General features: G+C 66.1%; 19 protein-coding genes. 11 read left to right on the top strand and 8 right to left on the bottom strand.

Translation table 11 applies throughout. The features are described 5' to 3' along the window. The 3 genes from ABG80_RS11700 to ABG80_RS11690 all read right to left on the bottom strand — a co-directional run bounded on the left by ABG80_RS11700 (position 1) and on the right by ABG80_RS11690 (position 2,869). Positions 1–456 (bottom strand): acyl-CoA thioesterase, encoded by a 456-nt coding sequence (locus tag ABG80_RS11700; RefSeq protein ID WP_058087829.1) that lies wholly within the window; start codon positions 454–456, stop codon positions 1–3. A 150-nt stretch (positions 457–606) separates the two neighbouring features. After that, entirely contained in the window at positions 607–1,722 is a 1,116-nt protein-coding gene (locus tag ABG80_RS11695) for a fatty acid desaturase family protein (protein WP_058087828.1), read from the bottom strand. A 22-nt stretch (positions 1,723–1,744) separates the two neighbouring features. Further along, on the bottom strand, positions 1,745–2,869 hold the full coding sequence (locus tag ABG80_RS11690; protein WP_200964309.1) for a ferredoxin reductase: 1,125 nt from the start codon (positions 2,867–2,869) through the stop codon (positions 1,745–1,747). A 163-nt stretch (positions 2,870–3,032) separates the two neighbouring features. On the opposite strand from ABG80_RS11690, the gene fabR reads away from it, so the two are divergent. Together fabR and ABG80_RS11680 are read left to right on the top strand one after the other, a co-directional pair. Continuing rightward, positions 3,033–3,743: an HTH-type transcriptional repressor FabR gene (gene fabR / locus ABG80_RS11685; protein ID WP_083506041.1), complete on the top strand. Its 711-nt coding sequence runs from the start codon at positions 3,033–3,035 to the stop codon at positions 3,741–3,743. Between the two features lie 134 nt (positions 3,744–3,877). After that, on the top strand, positions 3,878–4,630 hold the full coding sequence (locus ABG80_RS11680; protein WP_160322532.1) for an META domain-containing protein: 753 nt from the start codon (positions 3,878–3,880) through the stop codon (positions 4,628–4,630). Positions 4,631–4,780: 150 nt separating this feature from the next. On the opposite strand, the gene ABG80_RS11675 is transcribed toward ABG80_RS11680, so the two are convergent. Beyond that, positions 4,781–5,008 (bottom strand): helix-turn-helix domain-containing protein, encoded by a 228-nt coding sequence (locus tag ABG80_RS11675; protein WP_058087825.1) that lies wholly within the window; start codon positions 5,006–5,008, stop codon positions 4,781–4,783. Positions 5,009–5,100: 92 nt separating this feature from the next. Here ABG80_RS11675 and ABG80_RS11670 point away from each other — a divergent pair, with 92 nt between their 5' ends. The 7 genes from ABG80_RS11670 (at position 5,101) to ABG80_RS11640 (ending at position 16,558) form a co-directional block, all read left to right on the top strand. Beyond that, positions 5,101–5,829, top strand: coding sequence for a hypothetical protein (locus ABG80_RS11670; RefSeq protein ID WP_058087824.1), 729 nt, complete (start codon positions 5,101–5,103; stop codon positions 5,827–5,829). A gap of 96 nt (positions 5,830–5,925) precedes the next feature. After that, positions 5,926–9,444, top strand: a complete 3,519-nt coding sequence (locus ABG80_RS11665) for a transglutaminase family protein (RefSeq protein WP_058087823.1) — start codon at positions 5,926–5,928, stop codon at positions 9,442–9,444. Between the two features lie 63 nt (positions 9,445–9,507). Beyond that, positions 9,508–12,060: a circularly permuted type 2 ATP-grasp protein gene (locus ABG80_RS11660; RefSeq protein WP_235513834.1), complete on the top strand. Its 2,553-nt coding sequence runs from the start codon at positions 9,508–9,510 to the stop codon at positions 12,058–12,060. Further along, the gene (locus ABG80_RS11655) at positions 12,057–13,004 is read left to right on the top strand and encodes a transglutaminase family protein (protein ID WP_058087821.1); all 948 of its coding nucleotides are present in this window, start codon (positions 12,057–12,059) and stop codon (positions 13,002–13,004) included. The genes ABG80_RS11660 and ABG80_RS11655 overlap by 4 nt, the downstream gene beginning before the upstream one ends. 127 nt (positions 13,005–13,131) lie before the next feature. Continuing rightward, positions 13,132–13,716: a hypothetical protein gene (locus ABG80_RS11650; RefSeq protein WP_058087820.1), complete on the top strand. Its 585-nt coding sequence runs from the start codon at positions 13,132–13,134 to the stop codon at positions 13,714–13,716. Between the two features lie 324 nt (positions 13,717–14,040). Beyond that, on the top strand, positions 14,041–15,486 hold the full coding sequence (locus tag ABG80_RS11645; RefSeq protein ID WP_058087819.1) for a circularly permuted type 2 ATP-grasp protein: 1,446 nt from the start codon (positions 14,041–14,043) through the stop codon (positions 15,484–15,486). A gap of 115 nt (positions 15,487–15,601) precedes the next feature. Further along, on the top strand, positions 15,602–16,558 hold the full coding sequence (locus ABG80_RS11640; RefSeq protein ID WP_058088148.1) for an alpha-E domain-containing protein: 957 nt from the start codon (positions 15,602–15,604) through the stop codon (positions 16,556–16,558). A 39-nt stretch (positions 16,559–16,597) separates the two neighbouring features. On the opposite strand, the gene ABG80_RS11635 is transcribed toward ABG80_RS11640, so the two are convergent. The 3 genes from ABG80_RS11635 to argA all read right to left on the bottom strand — a co-directional run bounded on the left by ABG80_RS11635 (position 16,598) and on the right by argA (position 19,470). Further along, positions 16,598–17,536 carry a polysaccharide deacetylase family protein gene (locus ABG80_RS11635; RefSeq protein WP_152987603.1) on the bottom strand — a complete coding sequence of 313 codons (939 nt, stop codon included), beginning with the start codon at positions 17,534–17,536 and terminating at the stop codon, positions 16,598–16,600. Positions 17,537–17,757: 221 nt separating this feature from the next. After that, entirely contained in the window at positions 17,758–18,030 is a 273-nt protein-coding gene (locus tag ABG80_RS11630) for an oxidative damage protection protein (RefSeq protein WP_058087817.1), read from the bottom strand. A gap of 54 nt (positions 18,031–18,084) precedes the next feature. Next, entirely contained in the window at positions 18,085–19,470 is a 1,386-nt protein-coding gene (gene argA, locus ABG80_RS11625; RefSeq protein WP_058087816.1) for an amino-acid N-acetyltransferase, read from the bottom strand. Between the two features lie 296 nt (positions 19,471–19,766). On the opposite strand from argA, the gene ABG80_RS11620 reads away from it, so the two are divergent. Continuing rightward, entirely contained in the window at positions 19,767–20,285 is a 519-nt protein-coding gene (locus ABG80_RS11620) for a hypothetical protein (RefSeq protein WP_058087815.1), read from the top strand. Between the two features lie 35 nt (positions 20,286–20,320). Here the strand turns inward: ABG80_RS11620 and ABG80_RS11615 are convergent, their stop codons facing one another. Beyond that, positions 20,321–21,805, bottom strand: a complete 1,485-nt coding sequence (locus tag ABG80_RS11615) for an amidase (RefSeq protein WP_058087814.1) — start codon at positions 21,803–21,805, stop codon at positions 20,321–20,323. Positions 21,806–21,901: 96 nt separating this feature from the next. Here ABG80_RS11615 and hrpA point away from each other — a divergent pair, with 96 nt between their 5' ends. Continuing rightward, complete coding sequence (hrpA, locus tag ABG80_RS11610) at positions 21,902–25,933, top strand: ATP-dependent RNA helicase HrpA (RefSeq protein ID WP_058087813.1); 4,032 nt, start codon at positions 21,902–21,904, stop codon at positions 25,931–25,933. Positions 25,934–25,965: the final 32 nt, after the last annotated feature.

The following is a 25,965-nucleotide window of genomic DNA, read 5'->3' as shown; positions in this document are numbered from 1 at the left end:
TCAGTGAACGGCGCCCTGGCGCGCGCGCAGCCTGGCCAGGAACGCTTCGGGCAGCGGAGACACCTTTTTGCCGCCATCCGGGGTGTCGCCCACGAACACCACACCGGTCTTGCCGCGCGCCACCTCCCGGCCGGTGGCCTTGTCCTGCAGGCGAAACACCAGGTCGAAACCGTATTTGTTGAAGTCGTCGGGGACCATGTCGACCTGCATGGTCTCGCCGTAGAAGGCCTCTGACTTGTACTGCGCCATCATGTCGCCGACCACGAGCGTCAGGCCCTCGATGCCGATCTCGCCCGGGTAGCCTAGCCAGCGAAAGAAACGCACGCGTGCCTCGGAGACCAGCGTCAGCAATTGGGCGTTGTCGAGGTGACCGCCCTGGTTGACATGGCTGATGTAGATGGGGATGTCGGTGGAGAAGATGAACTGCTCTGGCAGCTCGAACTGGAGGCGGGCCATGGTGTGCGCGAGGGGGACTGCGGAAGGGCTCGATGATAGGGTGGGGTGATGATCCGGGTGCGTCGCCACCCGCCACGGGCATCGCGAGAAATCAAAAGGCCCACAAGAAGCGGGCCTTTCGCTGAGCCATCTCGAAGCAGGGCGGTGAGCTCACCGAGCCTGCAAGCTCGGCGACATCGGTGCGGGCGAGCTCGGGAAGCTGTGGCGGATGATGCGCCAGATCACCTGGCTGAACTGGCCCACCATCGAGCCCGTGTTGTAGTGCACGCCGTATCGGCGGCAGATGTCGCGCACCACCGGTGCCATCTCGGCGTAGCGGTTGGCCGGCACATCGGGGAAGAGGTGGTGCTCGATCTGATGGCTCAGGTTGCCCGTCATGATGTGCAGCAGCTTGCCGCCCGACAGGTTCGATGAGCCCTGGATCTGGCGCAGGTACCACTGCGCGCGCGTCTCGTTTTTCACGATGCCCTTGGGGAAGGTCTGCACGTCGGCCGTGAAGTGACCGCAGAAGATCACCGTGTACGTCCACACGTTGCGGATGCCGTTGGCCAGCAGGTTGCCCAGGAACACCGACCAGAAGGCCGGGCCGGCCAGCAGCGGGAAGACCAGGTAATCCTTGATCAGCTGGCGACGCGACTTGCGCAGCGTCGGGGCGGCTTCCTGCGCGAGCTTGCGCCAGGTGATGCGGCCGATGAACACGCGCCCGATGCGCAGGTCCTGCACGGCCACGCCCCACTGGAACAGCAGCGCGAAGATCACCGCGTAAAGCGGCTGAAACAGCGCTGCCGGGTGCCACTTCTGCTCGGGGAACAGTCGCAGCACGTCGTAGCCGATGTCGTCGTCCATGCCGTGCACGTTGGTGTAGGTGTGGTGCTTGAAGTTGTGGGTCTTGCGCCAGTTGTCGCTGGTGCCGACGATGTCCCACTCGAAGGTTTTGCCTTGAAAGCGTGCATCGCCCATCCAGTCGAACTGGCCGTGGATCACGTTGTGCCCCAGCTCCATGTTGTCCAGGATCTTGGCGATGCCCAGGATCAGCCCGCCAGCCAGCACGGTGGGCACGATCCAGGCCTCGGGCATGAACAGGCAGGCCATCAGCACGCCACGGCCCAACACCTCGATCCAGCGCACAGCGGCGTAGATGCGGCGGATGTAGCGCGCGTCGCGTTCGCCCAGGTCGGCCACGGTGCGGGCGCGCAGGTCGTCGATCTCGGCGCCAAAGCGCGCCAGTTCTTCGGGGCTCGGTTCACGTCGGGTGAGGGTGCTCATGGTGTGACGGCTGGGGTGAGGTTCAAAGGTCGAGCGTGAGGTCGGTGCAGGCGCGACTGATGCACAGGCGCACAGCCATGTTGCTTTCGGACTGGGTGTCGCCCGACTGCATGTCTTGCGTGGTGCCCTCAACGCGCGGGCACACACAGGTGTGGCAGACACCCATGCGGCAGCCCGACGGCGGGTTCAGGCCTTCGGCTTCGAGTGCGTCGAGCAGGCTCAGGCCGGTGCTCAGTTGCAACTCGCGGCCGGTGCGCTGCAAGGTCACGCGCACCGTGCGGGCCTCGGTGGCGGTTGGCAGGGACACCGGGGCAGCTGGGGTGAAGCCCTCGGCGACGAAGGCCTGGCTGTGGCCTTGGCACAGCTCGCGCGCGGCCTCGATGAAGCCGCCTGGGCCGCAGGCAAAGACCTGCTGCCCGCCCAGGTCGGGCACCAGTTGCGCCAGTTGTTGCGCGCTGATGAGGCCATGCGCCTCCCCGGGCACGGCGGGCGCCTCGTGCGTGACGATGACCTGCAGGTGGAACTGCGCAAAGCGGGTGCTCAGCGCTCGGAGCTCTTGCAGGAAGCACAAATCGGCGTGCGCCTTGACCCAGTACAGCAGCGTCAGCTCAACCGGCATGTGTTGAGCGGCCAGCGCCCGCGTCAGGCCCATCAGCGGCGTGATGCCCGAGCCAGCAGCCAGGAAGAGCCAGCGCCCTTGCGGCTGTGCAGGCAGCGTCATCTCACCGAAGGCCGGGCCGATGCCGAGCACATCGCCCACGCGGGCTTGCTGCACCAGGTGGGTGCTCAGCGCACCGCCCTCCACGCGCTTGACGGTGATGGACATGCGCCCGGAGCGGGACGGCGTGTTGGTCAGGCTGTAGCTGCGCGTCACGCGCCGGCCGTTGACCTGCGCGCTGACGTTGACGTGCTGGCCCGCCACGAAACTGCCCACATGGCGGTTGGGCTTGAGCACCAGCGTGACCGTGTCACGCGCCTCGACGCGGCGCTCGACGATGGTCGCCAGCGGACGCGACCATGACCAGACCGGGTTCAGGTGCTGCACCCAGAAATCGAAGACCTCGGGCTCGACCACGGGCGCGATCAGGCGCTGCAGCCAGTTGGCGGTGGAGGGAAGGCCGATGGTGGCCGGGGCGGAAGCGCTCACGGTGGGTGGCTGACGCAAAGAGAAGATGCGGCAGTATACGTGCGAGAAGACGTTTGTCTATACACTTGTGCATTAAATTGGGAGAGGTATCATGCGAAGCTGTTTGACCCAACGCAACGCCCAGTCTGGCGCCGCACCTGAACTCGCCTGAAGACCCCGCCCGATGGACACCGTTGAAGCCTCTGCCGCCACCATCCTGGAATCGCCGGGCGCACCGGATGTCCCAGACGTGCGTGTGCGGGCAGCCTCTCCCGGGCGCAAGGCCGTCATCTCCCGAGAAGACATCATCGTGGCGGCCCTGCGCCTGGTCGGGCCGCACCGCAGCGTGTCGTCGCTGAGCCTGCGCGAGGTGGCCCGCGAGGCGGGCATCGCGCCCAACAGCTTTTATCGCCAGTTCCGGGACATGGACGAGCTGGCGGTGGCCCTGATCGATCTGGCCGGCAGCTCCTTGCGTCAGATCATCGGCGAGGCCCGCCAGCGCGCAGCCGTCGACCGCAGCGTGGTGCGGGGCTCGGTCGAGGCCTTCATGGAACAACTGCAGCGCGACGACAAGCTGCTCCACATCCTCCTGCGCGAGGGCTCGGTGGGCTCAGACGCGTTCAAGCAGGCGGTGGATCGCCAGCTCAGCTATTTCGAAGAGGAGCTGCGCCACGACCTGGTGCGCCTGGCCCAGGCCAATGGCACGGGCCTGTTCGAGGCCGGCCTGACCGCCAAAGCCATCACCCGCCTGGTCTTCACCATGGGCTCGACGGCCATGGACCTGCCGCGCAGCGAACAAGGTCGCCTCACCGAAGAGCTGATTCTGATGGTGCGCATGATCGTGGCGGGCACCCAGACGCTGGCTGCCATGACGCCGGAGCAGGTGGCGCGTTGACGCCGGCTGGGGACGCCATGCCCAGGGCCCCCAAGCCCTGCCTTAGGATCAACGCCAGCCCTGTTGCCTCAAGGAGTGCCCTCATGTCGCGTTCGCCCACGCACCGTCTCCGCTGTCCCCCCTGGCCATCTCTGTTGAACCGTGCAGGCCTGGGCTTGCTCGCGGGCGCATCGGCCACGCTGTTCGCGGCCTGCGCAACCGCCCCAGGGGGGGCGAATGGGGCTGGCGGCGTGGCCGCCGCGAAACCTCCGGTGGTGGCCGCTCGCGCCTTGGGCCCGGCGGTCCTCATGCGCTGCGGCAAACAGGATGTCACCGTGCGCGCCAACGCCGAGCAAGCCGAGCTCACGGTGGGCAGCAAGCGCTACCTGCTGCAGGCTCAGCGCAGCGCTTCGGGGGCGCGTTACGCGTCGTCTGCCTACCCGGGCACGAGCTACTGGTCCAAGGGCGACATCGGCATGTTGACGATCGACGGTCAGGCCTACCCGGCGTGCGACACCATCCCTGCTGGCGATGCAGCCGACGTGCGTCAGGGCGCGGCGGGAGCTGGCAGCGTCCCGCCAAGGGACCTCACCGTGCGGGAGTGGGTGGTCGAGCGCATCGATGGGCGCGGCGTGGTCGACAACAGCCGCACCACGATCACCTTGTCGCCCTCTGGCCAGCTTGCCGGCCGCGCGGGTTGCAACCGCTACACGGGCAGCTACCGCCTGCAGGGGGCTGCCATGGAGGTCAGCGGGGTCGCCACCACCCGCATGATCTGCGTTCCCGCCTTGATGGACCAGGAGGCGCGCTTTTTGGCGTTGCTGGGACAGGTCACGTCGTTTCAGCTCCAGCGGGATGGTGGCCTGGAGCTTCGCACGCAGGATCAGCGTCGCATCCTGGCCCGTTGACAAATAAAAAAGCGATCTCCCGGTCTGCCAACAAAACAGCCCGGACGAACAGGGCAAGGGAGGGACCTTTGTCCAATCCGGTTGTGACGCTGCTCCGGGGAGAACCCAGGGCTGGCAGGCCGCTCCGGGAGATCGCAAAACCTGCTCGGTTCACCGTCGCAGCCCCCACCAGTCCACGTGGGGGTTGAGCTCCTCGCAAGAGACGGCACGCTTGACGATGCGCTCGATGGCGGGACAGTACTCAGCCGGCACCACCTTGGCCTGAGTCAGCCAGTAGTGCACGTGCGCCTGGGTGACGCCGCCGCCGATCTCGCGAGCCAAACGGCTTTGCGAGCCCACGATCTCGATGGCCCGGGCCAGTGCTTCTCGGTGGGGCATGTTTTCTCTCTGCTTTGATTTGTAGTTGCATTTGTACATCAGCGCAAAAATTATGGCAATGCATTCCACAAAGATCTTTGTAGCATCGCCGCATGAAAAATGGAGAGTGGGAAAGCTACGCAGGTCGACTGGGATGGGCCATGCGGCGCGCGGGGCGCACAAACCAGAGCGAACTGGCTCGGGCCGTCGGGGTCAAACCCCAGGCCATCCAGTACCTGTGCGACCTCGACGCCGGCGCGCAGGGCAGCTCGCACACACCCTCCTTGGCCAAGGAGTTGGGCGTTCGAGCTGACTGGCTTGCCAGGGGCGACGGTCCACCGCTGGAAAAGGCAGTGCCCGTGGCGGCCGAGTCGGTTCACGGAGGCGATGGCGAGCCCCATGTGCGGGTGCCGGTTCATGGCGTGGTTCACCTGCGCGAGGACGGCAGACAGGTTTCTCAACGTGTGGGCTCACCCAAGACGCAGCCCACAGAAGGCGGCACGCTCGGTCTGCCCTGGATGGCCGAGCACTGCCATGCCATGCGTGTGCAGGGCCAAGGGCTGGCGCCCTATGCCCAGGATGGGTATTTTCTGGTGGTGTCTGCGCATGCGCCTTTGCAGCCCGAGGACTTCGTGCTGGTCACCTTGCGAAAGGGCGGGGTGCGCTTGTGTCGGCTGCTGCTCGATCGGGTCGACTCCATGGTGGTTTCTCCATGGCAAGGTGGCCCGGCCGAGGTCCTCTTGCCCAAAGATGTGGTGAGCGTTGCCTTGGTGGTGTGCGCCGTGTCCCCTCGGTGGTGGCAGGCCGATGGCGCGGCGGCAGAGAGACCGGTCACAGGTTGATGCAAGCAACGGTGGCGCAGGGCGCTTGGTCCGCAACTTGCTCCTGTCACATTCAGCGCAGCCAATCCATGGCTGCTTGCTCTGCCGGAGATCCACGTGTCCATCCACGTCGCCCTGAACCACGTCACCCACTACCGCTATGACCGGTTGGTGAACTTGTCGCCCCAGGTCGTGCGCCTGCGCCCGGCGCCGCACAGCCGCACCCGCGTCCTGTCGTACTCGCTGAAGGTCGAGCCGGTGATGCATTTCATCAACTGGCAGCAAGACGCCTTCTCCAATCACCTGGCTCGGCTTGTCTTTCCCGAGCGCACGCGCGAGTTCAAGGTCACCATCGACCTGGTCGCCGAGATGGCGGTCTACAACCCCTTCGACTTCTTCCTCGAGCCACACGCCGAGAACTACCCCTTCCAGTACGACGAGGCCAGCGCCCATGACCTGGCGCCCTACCTGGTCAAGGGCGAGCTCACCCCGGCCTTCAAGGCCTTTGTCGACAGCATCGACCGCAAAGAGGTGCGCACCATCGACTTCCTGGTGGGGCTCAACCAGCGCCTGCAAAGCGACATCAGCTACACCATCCGCATGGAGCCGGGCGTGCAGACGCCCGAAGAGACGCTGACCAAAAAGTCGGGCTCCTGCCGGGACACAGGCTGGCTGCTGGTGCAGGCCTTGCGCCACATGGGCCTGGCCGCGCGCTTTGTCTCGGGCTACCTCATCCAGCTCAAAGCCGACGTGGCCGCGCTCGACGGCCCCTCGGGGACCGAAGTTGACTTCACCGATCTGCACGCCTGGTGCGAGGTCTACCTGCCCGGTGCAGGCTGGATCGGTCTCGACCCGACCTCGGGCCTGCTGGCCGGCGAAGGCCACATCCCCGTGGCCTGCACCCCCGAGCCTTCCGGGGCCGCGCCCATCTCCGGCGCCGTCGACGAATGCGAGGTCGAGTTCGACCACCGGATGTCGATCACGCGCATCTTCGAGTCACCCCGCGTGACCAAGCCCTACACCGACGCGCAGTGGTCCGAGATCGATGCCCTGGGCCAGGCCGTGGATGCGCAACTGCAGTCGGGCGACGTCAGGCTGACGATGGGCGGCGAGCCCACCTTCGTCTCTGTCGATGACCGTGATGGCGCCGAGTGGAACACCGACGCCCTGGGTCCCACCAAGCGGGGCCTGGCCACCACCCTGGTCCACAAGCTGCGCGCCAAGTACGGCGAAGGCGGCTTCCTGCACTTCGGGCAAGGCAAGTGGTACCCGGGCGAGCAACTGCCGCGCTGGGCCCTGTCCATCTTCTGGCGAACCGACGGCCAGCCCTGCTGGCACGACCCCAGCCTGTTCGCCGACGAGCGCCAGGCCGAGCGCTACACCAGCAGTGACGCCAAGCGCTTCATCGAAACGCTCTCGAACAAGCTGGGCGTGGGCCCCACCCACATCCAGGCTGGTTTCGAAGACACCTGGTACTACCTGTGGCGCGAGCGCCGCCTGCCAGTCAACGTCGACCCCTTTGAGTCCAAGCTTGACGACGAGCTCGAGCGCGTTCGCCTGCGCCGCGTTTACGACCAGGGCCTGACGCACACCGTGGGTTATGCCCTGCCTCTCAAGCGGGAGTGGGATCACGCCCCAGGCCTGAGCGGGCCGCGCTGGGTCACGGGCCCCTGGTTCTTCCGCGACGAGCGCATGTACCTCATCCCGGGTGACTCCTCGATGGGCTACCGCCTGCCACTCGACTCGCTGCCTTGGGTATCGCGTGAGCAGTACCCCTTCGCCCACCACCATGACCCGTTCGCGCCTCGCGCACCCTTGGCTGACGCGGCAACGCTGCGCGCGCAGTACGGCCCTCATGCGGTGGGCGGCGGTTTCGCGCAAGGCGGCGCCGTCTCCATCCAAGGGCAAGCTGTCGAGGGGTTGGGCGGCACCAGCGTCAACGGCGAATGGGGCGCGTTGTCGGCCAACCCGGTCGTCGCCGCCGCAGGCCCGGCCACGCCCTCGAATGCCGACCCATCCAAGCACCCCAACCGGTTCGAGTCGGCCCACTGGATCACGCGCACAGCCCTGTGCGTGGAAGCACGCAACCCCGACCGCGCCAGCGGCCCCAAGGTCGAGGCCGAAGGGCAGGGCGGGGGCGTGCTCTACGTGTTCATGCCGCCTTTGTCCAGCCTGGACGATTACCTCGATCTGCTGGCCGCTGTCGAGGCCACGGCCGCTGAAACCGGGCTGAAAATCGTGCTCGAAGGCTACCCGCCGCCACGTGATGCCCGCCTGAAGATGCTGCAGGTCACGCCCGACCCAGGTGTCATCGAGGTCAACATCCACCCCGCATCGGGTTGGGGCCAACTGGTCGATCACACCGAGTTCCTCTACCAGGCCGCACACGAAACCCGCCTGTCCACCGAGAAGTTCATGGTCGACGGTCGCCACACCGGCACCGGCGGTGGCAACCACTTCGTGCTCGGTGGGGCCACGCCTGGCGACAGCCCCTTCCTGCGCCGTCCCGACCTCATCCCCAGCCTGCTGACCTTCTGGCACAACCACCCCTCGCTGTCCTACCTGTTCTCGGGCCTGTTCATCGGGCCCACCAGCCAGGCGCCGCGCATCGACGAAGCGCGCATGGACCAGGTCTACGAAGCCGAGATCGGCATGAAGGAAATCGAGCGGCAGATGGCCATCTGGGGCCAGTGCCCTCCGTGGATCATCGACCGCACGCTGCGCAACCTGCTGATCGACGCCACCGGCAACACGCACCGCAGCGAGTTCTGCATCGACAAGCTGTACTCGCCCGACGGCCCCACCGGTCGCCTGGGCCTGCTGGAGTTGCGCGCCTTCGAGATGCCACCCCATTCGAAGATGAGCCTGGTGCAGCAGTTGCTGCTGCGCGCGCTGGTGGCCTGGTTCTGGAAAGAGCCGTACAAGGGCCATGGCGCCACCCGCCTGACGCGCTGGGGCACCGGTCTGCACGACCGCTTCATGCTGCCCAGCTTTGTCGAGCAAGACTTTGCCGACGTGCTGGCCGAGTTGCAGATGGCCGGCTTCGACTTCAAGCCCGAGTGGTTCGCGCCGCACTTCGAGTTCCGTTTCCCCTATGTCGGCGAGGTGCAGACCGCGGGTGTGCGCCTGACCCTGCGCGGCGCGCTGGAGCCCTGGCACGTGATGGGCGAGGAGGGCGCGCCGGGCGGCACCGTGCGCTACGTGGACTCGTCCATGGAGCGCCTGGAGGTGCGCGCCACCGGCCTGAACGGCAACCGCCACGTGGTCACGGTCAACGGCCGTGTGTTGCCGCTTCACCCGACCGGCCGCGTCGGCGAGTTCGTCGCAGGCGTGCGCTACCGCGCCTGGCAGCCCCCTTCGTGCCTGCACCCCACCATCGGCGCCGACGCCCCGCTCACCTTCGACCTGGTCGACACCTGGCTCAAGCGCTCGCTGGGCGGCTGTCAATACCATGTCGCGCACCCGGGCGGCCGCAATTACGACACCTTCCCCGTCAACTCTTACGAGGCCGAGAGCCGACGCCTGGCGCGCTTCTTCCGCATGGGACACACACCAGGCGCGATGGATGTGCGATCTCTTGCCGCAGGGCTGGAGCATCCGCTCACCCTTGATCTGCGCAAGACGCAGGGCGGTTGATACGATGTCGGGACTGTGACAGCCAACCTGCCCCTTTTTGACGATCCCAGCCTGGAGCCCAACGTGGCCCAGGCGATGCTGCACCGCGCCCGCCCGGTGGAGCCCGGCCACTTCGACGAGCTGCGCAACGACGAGGGCGATCTGCGCCCTTTGTGGCAGGACTTTGCCCGCCACCTGGGGGCGCCGCTGGAAGACCTGCAGCGGCGCCAGGACCTCATGGCGCGTCAGATCCTCGAAGATGGCATCACCTACAACGTCTACAACTCGCAGGGGGGGCCCAGCCGGCCCTGGTCGCTGGAGGTGCTGCCGCACATCATTGGTGCGCAGGAGTGGCGCAGCCTGGAGCAAGGTGTGGCCCAGCGCGCGCGCCTGCTCAACTGCATCCTGGCCGACACCTACGACGAGCAATCGCTGCTGAAGCAGGCGCTGCTGCCCTCGGCCCTGGTGCTGGGCCACCCCGGCTACCTGCGCGGCATGCAGGGCGTGACCCCGCCCGGTGGCATCTACCTGCACGTGCTGGCCTTCGACCTGGTTCGTGGTCCCGATGGCGCCTGGTGGGTGGTTTCGCACCGCACCCAGGCACCGTCCGGGCTGGGCTACGTGATGCAGAACCGGCTCATCGTTTCGCGCCAGTTCCCCGATGCCTACCGAGCCATGAACGTGCAGCACCTGGCCTCGGGCTACCGCCGCATGGTCGACACGCTCACCGAGCTGGCCGAGCCTTGCGCAGATGGCCAGGCGCCCCGACTGGCCTTGCTCACGCCAGGCCCCTACAACGAGACCTATTTCGAGCAGGCCTACCTGGCGCGTTACCTCGGCCTGCCCCTGGTGGAAGGCGGTGACCTGGTTGTTCGAGACGAGCGCCTCTTCCTCAAGACAGTGCAGGGGCTGGAGCCATTGCACGGTCTGCTGCGTCGCCTGGACGACGACTTCTGCGACCCGCTGGAGCTGCGCTCCGACTCCCACCTCGGCGTGCCAGGCCTGATGCAAGCGGTGCGCGCCGGCCACGTCGTGCTGGCCAATGCGCTGGGCACGGGCTTCCTTGAATCGCCCGCAGTGCATGGCTTTTTGCCAGCGCTGTCCAGGCACCTGCTGGGCGAGGAGCTCAGCCTGCCGTCGCTGCCCACCTGGTGGTGCGGCGAAGCCTCGGCCTGGGCCGACATCGCCCCCGATCTCGCCAGCCAGGTCATCCGCCCCAGCTACCCCTACGCCGGCACACCCGGCTTTGGCTCACCGCGCCTGCGCCAGAGTTTCGATGCGGTGCTGGGCCAGACCCTGTCGCAACCCGCCTTGAACAGCTGGCGAGAGCGCATCGACCACGACCCGGCCGCCTACACCGTCCAGGGCTTCGTGCCCTATGCACAGGCCCCGGTCTGGCAAGCGGGCCACATCGCCATGCGCGGGGCCTCTTTGCGCGTCTACGCGTTGTCGGATGGCAAGGGTGGCTGGCAGGTGCTGCCCGGTGGCATGACCCGCATCGCCACGCGCGATGCCGGCCCCGTGTCCATGCAATTGGGCGGCAGCTCGATGGACACCTGGGTGCTCACCGAGGACGCGGTCGACACCTTCTCGATGCTGCCCAGCGCTGTGCGCCCGGACGAGCTCGCGCAACGCCAGCGTCCCGTGGCCAGCCGCACTGGCGAGAACCTGTTCTGGATGGGCCGCTACACCGAGCGTGCCGAGCAGCAACTGCGCCTGGTGCAAGGCCTGCTGAGCTTGCAGACCAGCGAAGACGAAGCCGACGAGCACGTGTTGCAAGCGCTCTCTGACCTCGCAGCCCTGAACGGTCTGGTGCCACCCGGCGCGCCGGCTCTGCACAAAGCGCCTCGCGTGTTCGAGCGCGCCGTGCTCGATGCCCTGTCCGACGAACGCGCCACCCAGGGTGCCTTCAGCCTGGGCTACAACCTCGAGGCCCTGTCTCGCTCCTCCCAGTCACTGCGTGAGCGCCTGTCACCCGCGCATGCTCGGTTGCTGCGCAGCCTGGGGGAAGGTTTTCGCCAGGCCTTGATCCAGGACGTGCCCACTGGGCAGCACCCGGGCTTGCAACAGGCCGATGCGGCCCTGGAACAATTGGCCATGCAACTGGCTGCGGTCACTGGTGCGCAGACCGACCGCATGACCCGCGACGTCGGCTGGCGACTGTTGACGGTGGGCCGACTGATCGAGCGCCTGGTGGGTTACACCGCCTTCCTGCGCGCCTTTTGGGTCCACCGCGCCTTGTCGCAAGCACAAGGCTTCGACCAGCTGCTCGACATCTTCGACAGCGCCATCACCTTCCGTGCGCGCTTCCAGCGTCGGCTGGAGGTGCCTGCGTTGCTGGCCTTGCTCGTGCACGACGAAACCAACCCAAGAGCGCTGGCCTGCGTGCTGCGCCGTTTGCGCACAGAGTTGGGCAAGCTGCCCGATCGCACGGGCTTGCACGATGACCTGCTCGCGTTGCTGCCCCACCAGGGCGTTGGTGTCGAACTGGAGCTGCTCTGTGATCCGAAAGAGGGGCACGCCCGCGTGCTGGCCCTGTGCGACCGCCTGCTGGATGCCGGTTGGCGCCTCTCGGACGAGATCGCCCGCCAGTACTTCGTGCACGCCGAGCCCAACGACTCCATGGTGAGTGCATGAGCCTGCTTGAGCTGCCCGTGTCGACCCCCGAGGTCGGCAGCGCCCGGCTGTCGGTCGAGCACGAAACCCTCTACCACTACGACCACCCGGTGGAGCAATCGCAGCACATCGCCTGCTTGCGTCCCCTGTCCGATGGGGGGCAACGACTGCTCTCGTTCGACATGGTGGTCGAGCCCACGCCGGCCCAACACAGCGTCAGGCGAGACAGCCATGGCAACAGCCGTGCCTACTTTGCGATGCACGCGGCGCACGCCGAGTTGCGCGTGCTGGCGCGCAGCGAGGTCGAGGTGCGACACCGTTACCAGGCGCTGGCCCCTGATCAGGGGCCCACTTGCGGCGACGTGAAAGAGCGGCTGGCCTACTGCGCTCACGCACCCTTTGAAGCGGCCAGCGAATACCTCTACGCATCGCCGTTCGTGCCGCTCCACCCTGAGCTGCGTGCCTACGCCGGTGTGTCCTTGCGCGACGATCGTCCTTTGGCCGAATCGGTCATCGAGCTGATGCAGCGCATCCACCGCGACTTCACCTACGCGCCAGCGTCCACCGACATCTCCACCCCCATCCTGGAGGTGTTCGCGCGTCGCCGGGGCGTCTGCCAGGACTTCGCCCACCTCATGCTGGGCTGCCTGCGCGCCAGTGGGCTGGCCGCCCGCTATGTGAGCGGCTATCTCCTGACCTTGCCGCCGCCAGGGCAAGTGGCCCTGGTGGGCGCCGACGCTTCGCATGCCTGGCTCAGTGTCTGGGTGCCCGGGCTGGGGCTGCCTGGCTCGGATGACTGGCTGGACCTCGACCCGACGAACGATTGCGTGCCGGGTGTGCACCACGTTCGGGTGGCCCACGGCCGCGATTTCGGCGATGTCACCCCGCTGCGAGGTGTCATCCGAGGCGGCGGGCGCCACACCCTGGATGTGCACGTGACCACCCGGTTGCAGCGTGCCTCCTGAGCTGATTTGGCGGTTTTTCTCCCCCTTTGTCAGTTTGGCGAGCCCAAGGCACCCGACTTGGGGATGTGTGACGTGACGCACTGAATTACATATAGACTTTCCGCATACCAAAATCATGAGGACGAATGTGAACGCCTTTCACAAACTCATCTTGCTTGCTGCCTGGTTGGGCATGCATGCGGTCGCTCACGCTCAGGCCGATCTGGGCCCAGGTTCGCGTTCCATTGGCGCTGGCAACCTCCGTGGCGGGCTGTCCTACGCCCAGGAGCCGGGCTCCTTCTACCGAGACCAAGGCTTCTTCATCGGCTGGGGCAACAGCCCCGTCTCGCCCTCCGACCGGTTCACCGACATCGTCGGGCAGGTCGGTTCGGTCTGGCAGTCGTCGTCGGGCCTGACGCCCTACCTCTTCACCGCGGTCGAGTTGTATTCGGCGGGCAGCAGTGGTCCCGTGTACACCTACTCGTTCGACCCGGGCAGCGCGCGCTTGAATTTCACCTTCTCGCACTTGCTCGAGGGTGCGTACACGCTTCGCTTCATCGGCCATTCCGTGGACAACCCGGACGGCTTCTGGCCCGTCAATGAGTGGGCCTATTCGTTCAGCGCCGTGGCTTCGCCGGCACCTGAAGCCTCGCAGCTTGCCTTGTCCGCAATGGGCCTGGCGGCTGCCGTCCTGTGGAGCCGCCGTCGACAGCCGGGCCGCGCTCAAGCTTGACGAGTTCGCCCCTGGCGATCCGGCACAAGGCACCTCACGGTGCCTTTTTTTTGGGCAGCCTGGCTGGCGTCACCCGGCTACCTGTGGCGCGCGCATCACACATTGGCCCCTCGTGGGTGAACATGTTGGTGCGTAACACCGTGGGCGCATCCACTTTGACCCGATGGCTTGCACCAGTCTCAGTCGGTGGTGCACCATGGTGCGGCATCCAGGGCAACGTGGCTGGCCTGTGGGGTTCTGTCTTGGTGCAAGTTTTGCGGGCTGGCACGGTTAGTGCATTGGCTTGCTCACCGCTGTTTCTGAAAGCCCCAAGAGGGTCACCCGATGCGATTCTTCGACGAGATGCACGCCAGCAGCGCCGGCGCCGACAAGCAGGTGCGCGACCATTACCAGACCTACGAACGCTGGCTTGGCCGTCAGCCGCAGGAGCTGATGTCCTCCCGGCGCGACGAAGCCGAGATGATCTTCCGCCGCGTGGGCATCACCTTCGCGGTTTACGGTGACAAGGACGAGGATGGTTCGGGCACCGAACGCCTCATTCCCTTCGACCTGATCCCTCGCATCATCCCCAGCCACGAGTGGAAGGAGATGGAAAAGGGCCTCAAGCAACGCGTCACCGCGCTCAACCGATTCCTGGACGACATCTACCACGACCAGGAAATCCTCAAGGCTGGCGTCATCCCCTCGGAGCCGGTGCTCAACAACGCCCAGTTCCGCAAGGAAATGATGGGCGTGAACGTGCCCGGCGGCATCTACTCCATCATCTCGGGCATCGACATCGTGCGAGCCTGCAACCCCGATGGCAGCGGCACCTACTACGTGCTGGAAGACAACCTGCGGGTACCTTCCGGCGTGAGCTACATGCTCGAGAACCGCAAAATGATGATGCGGCTCTTCCCCGAGCTGTTCGCCGAGCACCGCATCGCGCCCGTGGCGCATTACCCCGACCTGCTGCTCGACACGCTGCGAGCGCTGGCGCCCGCCTCGGTCAACGAGCCCACGGCGGTGGTGCTCACCCCCGGCATGTACAACTCGGCCTATTTCGAGCATGCCTTCCTGGCTCAGCAAATGGGGATCGAGCTGGTCGAGGGCAAGGATCTCTTCGTCAAGGACGACTTCGTCTACATGCGCACCACGCGCGGCCCGCAGCGCGTGGACGTCATCTACCGGCGTGTGGACGACGACTTCATGGACCCGGAGGTCTTCCGCAAGGATTCGACCTTGGGCGTCGCGGGGCTCTTGCGCGCCTACCGCGCCGGCAACGTGACCCTGGCCAACGCCTTCGGCACCGGCATTGCCGACGACAAGTCGATCTACCCCTACGTGCCCAAGATGATCGAGTTCTACCTCGGTGAAAAGCCCATCTTGCAGAACGTGCCCACCTACATCTGCCGCGACAAGGCCGACCTGCAGTACACGCTCGACCACCTGGCTGAGCTGGTCGTCAAGGAGGTGCACGGCGCCGGCGGCTACGGCATGCTGGTCGGGCCGGCTTCCACCAAGGCCCAGATCGAGGACTTCCGCAAGGCTTTGCTGGCCAACCCGAGCAACTACATTGCTCAGCCCACGCTGTCGCTGTCGACCTGCCCGACGTTCGTGGAAAGCGGCATCGCGCCACGTCACATCGACCTGCGCCCCTTCGTGCTCTCCGGCAAGACCGTGCAGATGGTGCCCGGTGGCCTGACACGCGTGGCCCTCAAAGAAGGCTCGCTGGTGGTCAACAGCTCGCAAGGCGGTGGCACCAAGGACACCTGGGTTCTGGAAAGCTGAAGGAGGCCTGGCCATGCTCAACGAACGCATCGAAGACCACCTGCCCACGCAACTGATCGAGACCGAAACCGGGGCCTTGCGAGCAGCAAGCGCCTCGCACCTGGAGACCAAGCCCATGCTGTCGCGCACCGCCGACCACCTCTTCTGGATGGCCCGTTACATGGAGCGAGCCGAAAACACCGCGCGCCTGCTCGACGTCAACTACCAGACCTCCCTGTTGCCGCAGTCGAGCGAGTCGGCCCTGCAAGGCTGGCAGGGTCTGCTCAGCATCAGCGAGCTGATGCAGGAGTACCGGAACAAGCACGACGAGGTCAATGCGCTTGATGTCATGACCTTCATGGTCACCGACGCTGGCAACCCGTCGAGCATCCTCAATTGCTTGCGTGCTGCCCGTGAAAATGCCCGCGCGGTGCGTGGGGCCCTGACCACCGAGGTCTGGGAGACCATGAACCAGACTTGGCTCGAGTTCAATCGCCTCATCAAGGCCGGGGCCCTGGCCAAGGACCCGGCCGAGCTGTTCGAGTGGGTGAAGTTCCGCTCGCACCTCTCGCGCGGCGTGACGCTGGGCACCATGCTGCAGGACGAGTCCTTCCACTTCCAGCGCATCGGCACCTTCCTGGAACGCGCCGACAACACGGCCCGCCTGCTCGACGTGAAATTCCACGCGCGCAACACCGAGTTCTTCGGATCTGGCGCTGGCAACGAGGGCAAGGAGGTCGACTTCTACCACTGGTCGGCCGTGCTGCGTTCGGTCTCGGCCTTCGAGGTCTACCGCAAGGTCTACCGCAACGTCATCCGCCCCGAGAAGGTGGCCGAGTTGCTGATCCTGCGCGCCGAGATGCCGCGCTCGCTCGTCTATTGCATGGACGAGGTGGTGAGCAACCTGCGCGCCGTGGCCAACGACCACAGCCACGAGACCCTGCGCCGCGCGGGTCGCCTGCGCGCCGACCTGCAGTTCAGCCGCATCGACGAGATCGTGGCCACCGGCCTGCACGCCTACCTCACGCAGTTCCTCGACCGCGTGGGCGATTTGGGCTACGGCATCAGCCGCGACTTCCTCATGCCGGCTTGAGGTTTGTCGCAGGGCGGCCTCTCGGGCCTCGCAGGGGCATCAAACCGAGTAGGCCGTCATCCGAAGCATGCGCAGGATCACGCCAATTGGCGTGGTCTCGTTGAGCACGAAGCGGGGCAGCTCCAGGATGTTGGCCTGGCGGGTGCCCACGGCAGAGTGGGTCGATACTGCGTTGCGGTAGCCCAGTTCGCGCACCAACTCGACATGGCTGGCGTCGTAGTCGATGCCAGGCTTGCCGTTGGGGTAGGCGAACGAGACCAATGGCTTGTTGACCAGGCTCGACAGGGTTTGGCGGTTGGCAACGATTTCCTCTCGCGCCGCCTCCGGGCTCAGCTTTGAGAGGATGACGTGGTGCGCCGTGTGCCCGCCAATGCCCATGCCGCTGCGTGACATCGCGCGCACTTGATCGTCGGTCATCATGAGCGAGCGCGGTGCGTTCGCGCCGAGCGTGTCAAGCAGCCGTTCGGACAGTTGCTGGCGTTGCAAGGGCGGCAGGTACTTCATGGCGCCCATGAGGTGCTGGACGGCGGCCACGCGCGAAGCCATGTCGCTGATGGGCAGGCGCTCAAGCCCGTCGATGCCCAGGTCCAGGATGCCGGTGGGGGCGTGCCGGATGGTCTCGATCAGCACGTCATGGAAGATCATCCCGCCATTGAGGTAGCTGCTGGCGACGTAGAACGTGGCTGTGAGCCCATGGCGCTGCAGCAGGGGCAGGGCCAGGTCATGGTTGTCGCGGTAGCCGTCGTCGAAGGTGATGCAGACCGCGCGAGCAGGCAGCTTCCCTGCGGCCAACATCTCTGCGGCCTCGTCCAGGGGCAGCACTTTGAAAAACTGGCGCAGCGTGCGGAACTGGGTGTCCATCACCCGTGCCAGGTGAATCTCACCTTGCAGCGGGTCCGGGCGATCGAGCACCCGGTGGTACATGAGGATGGGCAGCGCCGCCTGGGGGCCGCCCGCCAGTTTGCTCGGAGAAAACACGTTTGCGGCCACCTTCTCCCGGCGTCAGGGCCAGATGGCAAGTGCCAACGGAGCTCCGATTTGTTCGGGGCTTGGCTCGAGGGCGCAGGCCCCAGGGGCGCTGGCGTTTGCGTCTGTCATCAACAACGGGGCTCCCAAGCTATTTTGCATAAGGTTACACCGAACCGGTGGGGTCAACGGCCGACGCCATGCGGCTTTTGTTCCCGCCGGGCTGCATCCCCTCAAGCCGAGGGGGGAACGTAGCCTTGCACCTGCTCGGCACCGGCCCCAAAGAAAAACTGCTCCATCTGGCGGGCCAGGTACTGGCGGGCGCGGGCATCGGCCAGGTTCAGGCGGTTTTCGTTGACCAGCATGGTCTGGTGCTTCATCCACAGCTGCCAGGCTTCCTTGCTGACTTCGTTGTAGATGCGCTTGCCCAGCTCGCCAGGGTAGGGAGCGAAGTCCATGCCTTCGCCTTCCTTCTTGAGGTACGAACATTGGATGGTGCGTGCCATGTGGGGGCCTTTGCTTTCTGGTCTGGTCTGATGAATCGGGTGAAGGGGCGGCGTTTATTTCAGGTGCTTGACGAGCACCTGTGAGCGGCGGTCCCATTTGTAGGACCGCTTGCGCGCCTCGGGCAGCCAGTCCGGGTCAACCGGCGCGAAGCCGCGCTTGTTGAACCAGTGCATGGTGCGTGTGGTGAGCACGAACAGCGTCTGCAGGCCCATGGCCCGTGCGCGTTGCTCGATGCGTTTGAGGATGCGTTCGCCGTCACCCTGGCCTTGAACGCTGGGTGAGATGGTCAGTGCGGCCATCTCGGCGGTGCCGGCTTCGGGGTAGGGGTAGAGCGCCGCGCAACCGAAGATGACGCCGTCGTGCTCGATCACGGTGTACTGCGCCACGTCGCGCTCGATCTCGGTGCGGCTGCGCTTGACGAGCGTGCCGTCCTGCTCGAACGGCTCGATCAGTTGCAGGATGCCGCCGACGTCATCGGGCGTGGCCTCGCGCAGGCTTTCCAGCTTTTCGTCGACGATCATGGTGCCCACGCCATCGTGCGTGAACACCTCCATCAGCAGCGCGCCATCGACCTTGAAGGGGATGATGTGCACGCGCTCGACCCCGCCTTCGCTGGCCTTGACCGCGTGCTGCAGGTAGAAGGCCGTGTCGGTGGGCTCGGTTGGGTTGGGCAGCGCCGCCAGCAGGCGTTTGGCTTCCGCCAGCGCCAGCTCCTGATCGATCTCGGCGTCAGGGTCGTTGTGGTGTCGCGCCTCGAGTGCATCAGCCTGCACCGGATCTTGCACGATGGCCTGCAGGATGCCGCGCACTTCGGTCACGAAGATGAGCTTGTCTGCCTGCAGGGCGATGGCCGCACAGGTGGCCACGTCTTCCATGCTCAGGTTGAAGGCCTCGCCGGTGTGCGAAAAGCCAAAGGGCGAGAGCATGACCAGCGAGCCCGTGTCGATGGCACGGCGAATGGCCATGGCGTCGATCTTGCGCACCAGGCCGGTGTGCTTGAAGTCCACGCCGTCGACGATGCCGACGGGGCGGGCGGTGATGAAGTTGCCTGAAATCAGGCTGATGGCCGCACCCGCCATCGGGGTGTTGGGCAGACCCAGCGAGAAGGCGGCCTCGATTTCATAGCGCAACTGCCCGGCGGCTTCCTGGGCGCAGTCCAGGGCCACTTCGTCGGTGATGCGCATGCCGTGACTGAAGCGGGACTCCTGGCCCTTGGCGCGCAACTGCTCTTCAAGCTGCGGGCGAAAACCGTGTGCCAACACGACCTTGATGCCCATGGCGTGCATGAGCGCCAGGTCTTGCACGAAGCTGGCCAGCTTGCCGGCGGCGATCAGCTCACCGGAGAGGCCGACCACGAAGGTCTTGCCCCGGTGGGCGTGGATGTGCGGCGCCACCGAGCGAAACCAGGGCACAAACAGGTGGGGAAAGACAAGGTCCATGGCGGGCGGGAGCAGGCGAACGCTCGCGGGGCGCTTGAGCGTGACAGGTCCAATGTTAGCGGTTTCGGGGAATGGCCCGATGGGCAGGGCGTGATTGTCATGGAAGTGTCAAAATAACGGGTTTCCCGCATTGCTGCCCAGAGGTGTTGCTGTGTCCGATAAAACCCATGTTGTGCTGACTTGGCTGGTTGCCCTGCTGGGCGTCGCGGCCACGGCAGCGGGCTTGATCTGGCCTGATCTGGCCTGATCTGGGCAATTGGTTTGCCACCGAAAATGGGCCGGTCGAGACCACGTCGGTGTTCGTCTGGCTTGTTGCGGGCGCCTGCCTGTTGATCCTGCAGCGTCCGGCGCCTGGCGTGGCTTTGGCCTTGGCCGTGGTTTGCGCGAACCTGGCGGTGCGCGAGCAAGGCATCCCGCCGGAGGTCGTTCCCAGTGGCAAGGCCTTGATGCAGCTGTCGCATTACCTGGACCCATCGGTGCACTGGTCGCGCCGCCTGGCCGAGGCCATCGCGGTGGGAGGCAGCGTGGTGGCGGGGTTGGTCGCTGGCTGGCACCTGTTTCGGTTCATGTGCTTGCGTCAGGGCTGGCGCAACCCCGTCGGCCGCTTGTTGATGGGCTCTTTCCTGGCCTTGGCCGTGTCGCAAGTGATGGACCACTGGCTGGGCGAAGACGTTCTGTACGAAGAAATCCTGGAGTGCGTGGGCGCTATGCTGGCTTTGGTGGCGGTGCAGGCTTTGCACCAGCGGCACCTTGAGGCCAAGTGCCATGACGCCGCTGTCAATGTGGTGCCTGAGCCCTGCTCGCGCAGTTTTTGACGAGCCCGCACCGTTCATCGGATTGGGCTCGATGATCAAAGCGCCGGCCTGCGCTGGAACCAGGGCTCGGCCGCTTCCAGTTGGAATGCGAGTTGCAGCAGCTTGAATTCCGAGTCGAGCGCCCCGGTGAACTGAACACCCAGTGGCAGGCCCTCCGGTGTCCAGTGCAGTGGCACCGACATGGCTGGGCGACCCGTGATGTTGGCCAGCTGCGTGTAAGGCGTCCAGGCCAGGTTCTGGATGGTGACCTGCTTGAACTGCGGGGTGTGGCGCAAGAGGCCAGACAGCTTCAGGCCCGATACCAACTCGTTGATGAGCTGCAAGCTGCGCGGCGTGGCCATTTCTCCGATGCGGATGGGCGGGGCACTGAGTGTCGGGCTCAGCCAGAAATCGAAGCGCTGATGAAAGCGCGCCAGGGCGTGCACGTGATCGTTCCATCTGCCCTGGCTGCGCACCAGCTCGGGCCCGCCCACGCTGCGGCCCACGGAGGCCATGGCGCGGGTGTCGGGCTCGAAGTCGCTGGGGCTGGCCCCATGGCGTTCGATGATGTCGTCGACGATGGCGGCTTGGCAGGCGAACCAGCTCAGCAGGAAGTCTTGTGACAGTTGCACCCCGTCGATGGCGGGTGCGGCTTCTTCAACGTGGTGGCCCAGCGATTCGAGCAGGCGAGCAGCCTGTTCCACCGCCTTGCGCGCCTCGGGGTGTACCTCGGTGCCCAGCGGAGAGGCCGAAGAGAAACCGATGCGCAGCGGGCGCAGGGGCTCGCTGGCGGCTTCCAGGTAGGGGCGCGGCGGCGCGGCCATGAAGTAGGGGGCATGGGGCTCGGGGCCTTGCAGCACGTCCAGCGATGCGGCCGTGTCACGCACGCTGCGCGAGACCACACCCTGCACCGCTGCGCCGTTCATGCCTTCGCCGAACAGCGGGCCCATCGGGATGCGGCCTCGGCCCACTTTCAGTCCGAACAGGCCGCAGCAAGCAGCCGGGATGCGGATGGAGCCACCGCCGTCGTTGGCACCAGCCATGGGCACCACGCCTGCCGCGACAGCCGAGGCCGAGCCGCCCGATGATCCCCCCGGCGTGCGTGAAAGGTCCCAAGGGTTGCGGGTGGGGCCGCCGGCGAGCGGCTCGGTGACGTTGCGCGCGCCGAATTCGGGGGTGTTGGTCTGGCCAATGAAAATCAAACCGGCTTCGCGCCAGCGGCGCGCCACGTCGGAGTCGACCTCGGCCTTGACGTTCTGCATCGAGCGACTGCCGCTGCCCATGGGCCAGCCGGCCACCTCCTGGAACAGGTCTTTGAGCAGGAAGGGCACGCCGGCAAAGGGGCGGGCCGGGTCCACGGGCTGCTGCAGCTGGCGGCGGTGCTCTTCGTCCATGCGGCGCACCAGCGCGTTCAGTTTCGGCTGGACCGCATCGACCCGCGAGAGCGCCGCTGCCACCAGCTCGGAGGGTTGGACCTCGCCACGGCGGACCAGTTCGGCCAGGCCCAGGGCGTCGTGCTGCACGTACTCTTCGAACTTCATGAGGGGTGTCTCGGGTCTGCGGGAAAGGCATGAGCGTGCCGCGTGCCTGTCATGTCGGCACCCCGTGCTTTCCCCAGCCGACCTGTCAAGCCGATAATGGCGGACTTTGCCTGTCTGCCCCCCAAGCGTGCTGCCACCGTGAGCCAAGCCACCCTGAACTTTCCTGAATCCTTGCCCGTCAGCGGCAAGCGCCACGAGATCGAAGCCGCCCTGCGTGAGCACCAGGTGGTCATCGTCTGTGGCGAAACCGGTTCGGGCAAGACCACGCAGTTGCCCAAGATCGCCATGGCCCTGGGCCGGGGCGGGTGGGGGCAGCCGCGCGAACACGGCAAGCGGCCCAAGCTGATTGGCCACACCCAGCCGCGCCGCATCGCGGCTTCGAGCGTGGCCAAGCGCATCGCCGAAGAGCTGAACACGCCGCTGGGCGATGTGGTGGGCTACAAGATCCGCTTCCAGGATCGGCTGCAGCCCGGGGCATCGGTCAAGCTGATGACCGATGGCATCTTGCTGGCCGAAACGCAGGGCGACCCGGACCTCAAGGCCTACGACACGATCATCATCGACGAGGCCCACGAGCGCAGCTTGAACATCGACTTCCTGCTGGGCTACCTGCGGCAGTTGCTGCCGCGCCGGCCTGATCTGAAGATCATCGTCACTTCGGCGACCATCGATGCAGACCGGTTCGCCAAGCATTTCGAGTCCGCCAAGGGGCCAGCGCCGATCATCCTGGTCTCGGGCCGGCTGTACCCGGTCGAGCAGCGCTTTCGGCCGTTTGAAGAAAGCCGCGAGTACGGTCTGAACGAAGCCATCGCTGACGGGGTGGACGAGCTGTGGCGCGAGGGCTCGGGCGACATCCTCGTCTTCCTGCCCGGTGAGCGCGAGATCCGCGAAGCGGCCGACCACCTGCGCAAGCACCTGGCGAATGGCCGCATCGTGGCGGAGGTGCTGCCCCTGTTCGCGCGCCTGTCGCAGCAGGAACAGGACCGCGTGTTCCAGACAGGCAATGGCCGCCGCATCGTGCTGGCCACCAACGTGGCCGAAACCTCGCTGACGGTGCCTGGCATCCGCTACGTGATCGACAGCGGCAGCGCGCGCGTCAAGCGCTACTCGTTCCGCAACAAGGTCGAGCAACTGCAGGTCGAGCCCATCAGCCAGGCGGCGGCCAACCAGCGCGCAGGCCGTTGCGGCCGGGTGGCCAATGGCATCTGCATCCGCCTGTACGACGAGAAAGACTTCAACGCGCGGCCCCGCTTCACCGACCCGGAGATCCTGCGCTCGTCGCTGGCCGGCGTGATCTTGCGGATGAAGTCGCTGCACCTGGGGCACGTGGAGGACTTCCCCTTCATCGAGCCTCCACTGCGCAAGGCGATTGCCGACGGCTACCAGTTGCTCAATGAGCTGGGCGCGGTCGACGACGACAACGAGATCACGCCGCTGGGCCAGACGCTGGCCAAGCTGCCGCTGGACCCGCGCGTGGGCCGCATGATTTTGGAGGCCAAGGACCGCCAGGCCCTGGCCGAGGTGCTGGTGATCGCCGCGTCTTTGAGCGTGCAGGACGTGCGCGACCGGCCCATCGACCAGCAACAGCAGGCCGACACCAAGCACAAGCAGTTCGACGACGAGAAGTCGGAGTTCATGGGCACGCTCAAGCTGTGGAAGTGGCTGGACGAGTCGCGCGGCGGGCACGGGCACCACGCACCCGGTGAGCCGGAAAAGCACAAGCTCAGCCACCGCAAGCACGAGGCCCTGCTGCGCGAGAACTTCATCAACCCGCGCCGCGTGCGCGAGTGGAAGGACGTGCACACCCAGCTGCACACCGTGGTGGCCGAGCACAACTGGCGCCTCAACGGCTCACCGGCCACCTACGAGCAGGTGCACCTGTCGCTGCTGTCGGGCCTGCTGGGCAACGTGGGCTGCAAGTCGGACGACGAGGAGTGGTACCTCGGCGCGCGCGGCATCAAGTTCTGGAAGCACCCCGGCGCCAACCTGAGCAAGAAGCCGGGGCGCTGGATCCTGGCAGCCGAGCTGGTCGAGACCACCAAGCTCTATGGGCGTGGCGTGGCCAACATCGATGTCCCATGGCTGGTGTCCATGGGTGGCCACCTGCTGAAAAAACAGCTGCTGGAGCCGCATTGGGAAAAGAAGGCCGCCGAGGTGGTGGCGCTCGAGCGCGCCACACTCTACGGCCTGGTCGTTTACAACAACAAGCGCGTCAACTTCGGCCTGGTCAACGAGCGCGAGGCCCGCGAGATCTTCATCCGCGAGGCCCTGGTCAACGACGAGTGGGAGACGCGCCTGCCTTTCCTTGCGCACAACCGCAAGCTCATCAACCAGGTCGAGCAGCTGGAGCACAAGTCGCGCCGCCAGGACGTGCTGGTGGACGACGAGCTGATCTACGCCTTCTACGACGCGCAGGTGCCGCCCGATGTGATGAGCGGCGCCAGCTTCGAGAAGTGGTATCGCCACGCCAGCCGTGAGAACCCCAAGCTGTTGCACCTCAGCCGCGAAGAGCTGATGCGCCACGAGGCCGCAGGCATCACCAGCGCGGCCTTCCCGAAGTACGTGCGCATGGGTGGCGTGGATTGCGCCGCCACCTACCTGCACGAGCCTGGTGACGCCCGCGACGGCGTGACGGTGACCGTGCCCATCTATGCGCTCAACCAGGTGCAGGAAGAGCGTGGCGAATGGCTGGTGCCCGGCATGCTCAAGGACAAGGTGCTGGCCCTGGTCAAGAGCCTGCACCAGAAGCCCCGTGCGCGCCTGGTGCCGCTGCCCGAGTTCGCCGAAGCCTTCGTGCAGTCGGCCGCGTTCGGGCAGGGCGGCTTGATGGATGCGCTGCTCAAGGCGGTGCGCGACAAGACCCAGCTCGACGTCAAGCGCGCCGACTTCAAGCTCGACATGCTCTCGCCTCACCTGTTCATGAACCACCGTGTGGTCGACGAACACGGGCGTCAGTTGGGCATGGGCCGCAACCTGCCCGCGCTCAAGGCCGAGCTGGGCTCGCTGGCGCGCGGTGCTTTTCAGGCGCTGGCGGCGCTCAAGGCACAGGAGGTGGTGTCGGGCGCCGAGGGTGTCCTGGCCGAGCAAGGCGGGCGCTTGTCGCCTGATGAAGGTGCTTCAGCCCCAGGAGCCGCAAGGCGCGATGCCGGCAAGGGGAATGCGCTGCCAGGCCGCCAGGCCTCGGGCGATGCGACTGGTGCCCAATCGACACCGGGCCGCTCGCAGGGCGCCCCTGGAGGTCCATCTGCAGGCAATTCGGGCGCTGCCCGCTCCCAAGCCAGCACGCCGCTCACCGATTGGACCTTTGGTGAGCTGCCCGAGCTGATGGAGATCCAGCGCGGCGGTCACACCCTGATCGGCTTCCCCGCTTTGGTGGACAAGGCCACGCACGTCGAGATCGACATCTTCGATGAACCCGATGTGGCTGCGGCCAAGCACCGCGTCGGCCTGCGCCGGCTGGTCGCTTTGCAGATCCGGGAGCCGCTGAAGTACCTGGAAAAGAACATCCCCGACCTGCAGAAGATGGCGATGGCCTACATGAGCCTGGGCAGCGCCGACGAGCTGCGCGACCAGATCATCGATGTGGCCCTCGACCGTGCCTACCTGAACGAGCCGCTGCCATCCGACGCAGCCAGCTTCAAGGCCCGCGTGGAAGAAGGTCGCACGCGCTTGAACCTCATCGCCCAGGAAGTGGCCCGCCTGGCTGGCACCGTGCTCACCGAGTACGCAGCTGCCACGCGCAAACTCAAGGACGCCAAGCCCCCGAAGGACGTGGCCGACGACGTGGCCGCGCAGCTGCAGCGCCTCATGCCCAAGCGTTTTGTCAGCGCGACCCCTTACGCGCAGCTGCAGCACTTCCCGCGTTACCTCAAGGGCATCACTTTGCGGCTGGACAAGCTCAAAGGAGACCCGGCGCGCGACGCGCAGCGCATGACCGAGTTGCGCCCGCTGGACCAGCGCCTGGTGCGCCGCCTGGCCGAACTCAAAGGCACGCACGATGCGCGCACCGATGAGTTCCGCTGGCTGTTGGAGGAGTTGCGCATCAGCCTGTTCGCGCAGGAGCTGCGCACGCCTCAGCCGGTCAGCGTCAAGCGGCTGGAGAAGGTCTGGGCTCAGATCGGCAGTTGAGCTGCGCACCATGAGCCAGCTGCCTGACCTGG

Origin of the sequence: Aquabacterium parvum (assembly GCF_001447195.1) — a bacterium.
Taxonomy (GTDB): Bacteria; Pseudomonadota; Gammaproteobacteria; order Burkholderiales; family Burkholderiaceae_C; genus Aquabacterium; species Aquabacterium parvum.
Note: the sequence above shows the minus strand (reverse complement) of the source record. Positions and strands in the feature narration are given on the sequence as shown.

Bases quoted from the DNA above. Each gene is read 5' to 3' on its own strand.
- ABG80_RS11700 (WP_058087829.1), bottom strand. From the start codon at position 456: ATGGCCCGCCTCCAGTTCGAGCTGCCAGAGCAGTTCATCTTCTCCACC.
- ABG80_RS11695 (WP_058087828.1), bottom strand. From the start codon at position 1,722: ATGAGCACCCTCACCCGACGTGAACCGAGCCCCGAAGAACTGGCGCGC.
- fabR (WP_083506041.1), top strand. From the start codon at position 3,033: ATGGACACCGTTGAAGCCTCTGCCGCCACCATCCTGGAATCGCCGGGC.
- ABG80_RS11675 (WP_058087825.1), bottom strand. From the start codon at position 5,008: ATGCCCCACCGAGAAGCACTGGCCCGGGCCATCGAGATCGTGGGCTCG.
- ABG80_RS11670 (WP_058087824.1), top strand. From the start codon at position 5,101: ATGAAAAATGGAGAGTGGGAAAGCTACGCAGGTCGACTGGGATGGGCC.
- ABG80_RS11655 (WP_058087821.1), top strand. From the start codon at position 12,057: ATGAGCCTGCTTGAGCTGCCCGTGTCGACCCCCGAGGTCGGCAGCGCC.
- ABG80_RS11645 (WP_058087819.1), top strand. From the start codon at position 14,041: ATGCGATTCTTCGACGAGATGCACGCCAGCAGCGCCGGCGCCGACAAG.
- ABG80_RS11640 (WP_058088148.1), top strand. From the start codon at position 15,602: ATGCTGTCGCGCACCGCCGACCACCTCTTCTGGATGGCCCGTTACATG.
- ABG80_RS11630 (WP_058087817.1), bottom strand. From the start codon at position 18,030: ATGGCACGCACCATCCAATGTTCGTACCTCAAGAAGGAAGGCGAAGGC.
- argA (WP_058087816.1), bottom strand. From the start codon at position 19,470: ATGGACCTTGTCTTTCCCCACCTGTTTGTGCCCTGGTTTCGCTCGGTG.
- ABG80_RS11615 (WP_058087814.1), bottom strand. From the start codon at position 21,805: ATGAAGTTCGAAGAGTACGTGCAGCACGACGCCCTGGGCCTGGCCGAA.
- hrpA (WP_058087813.1), top strand. From the start codon at position 21,902: ATGGCGGACTTTGCCTGTCTGCCCCCCAAGCGTGCTGCCACCGTGAGC.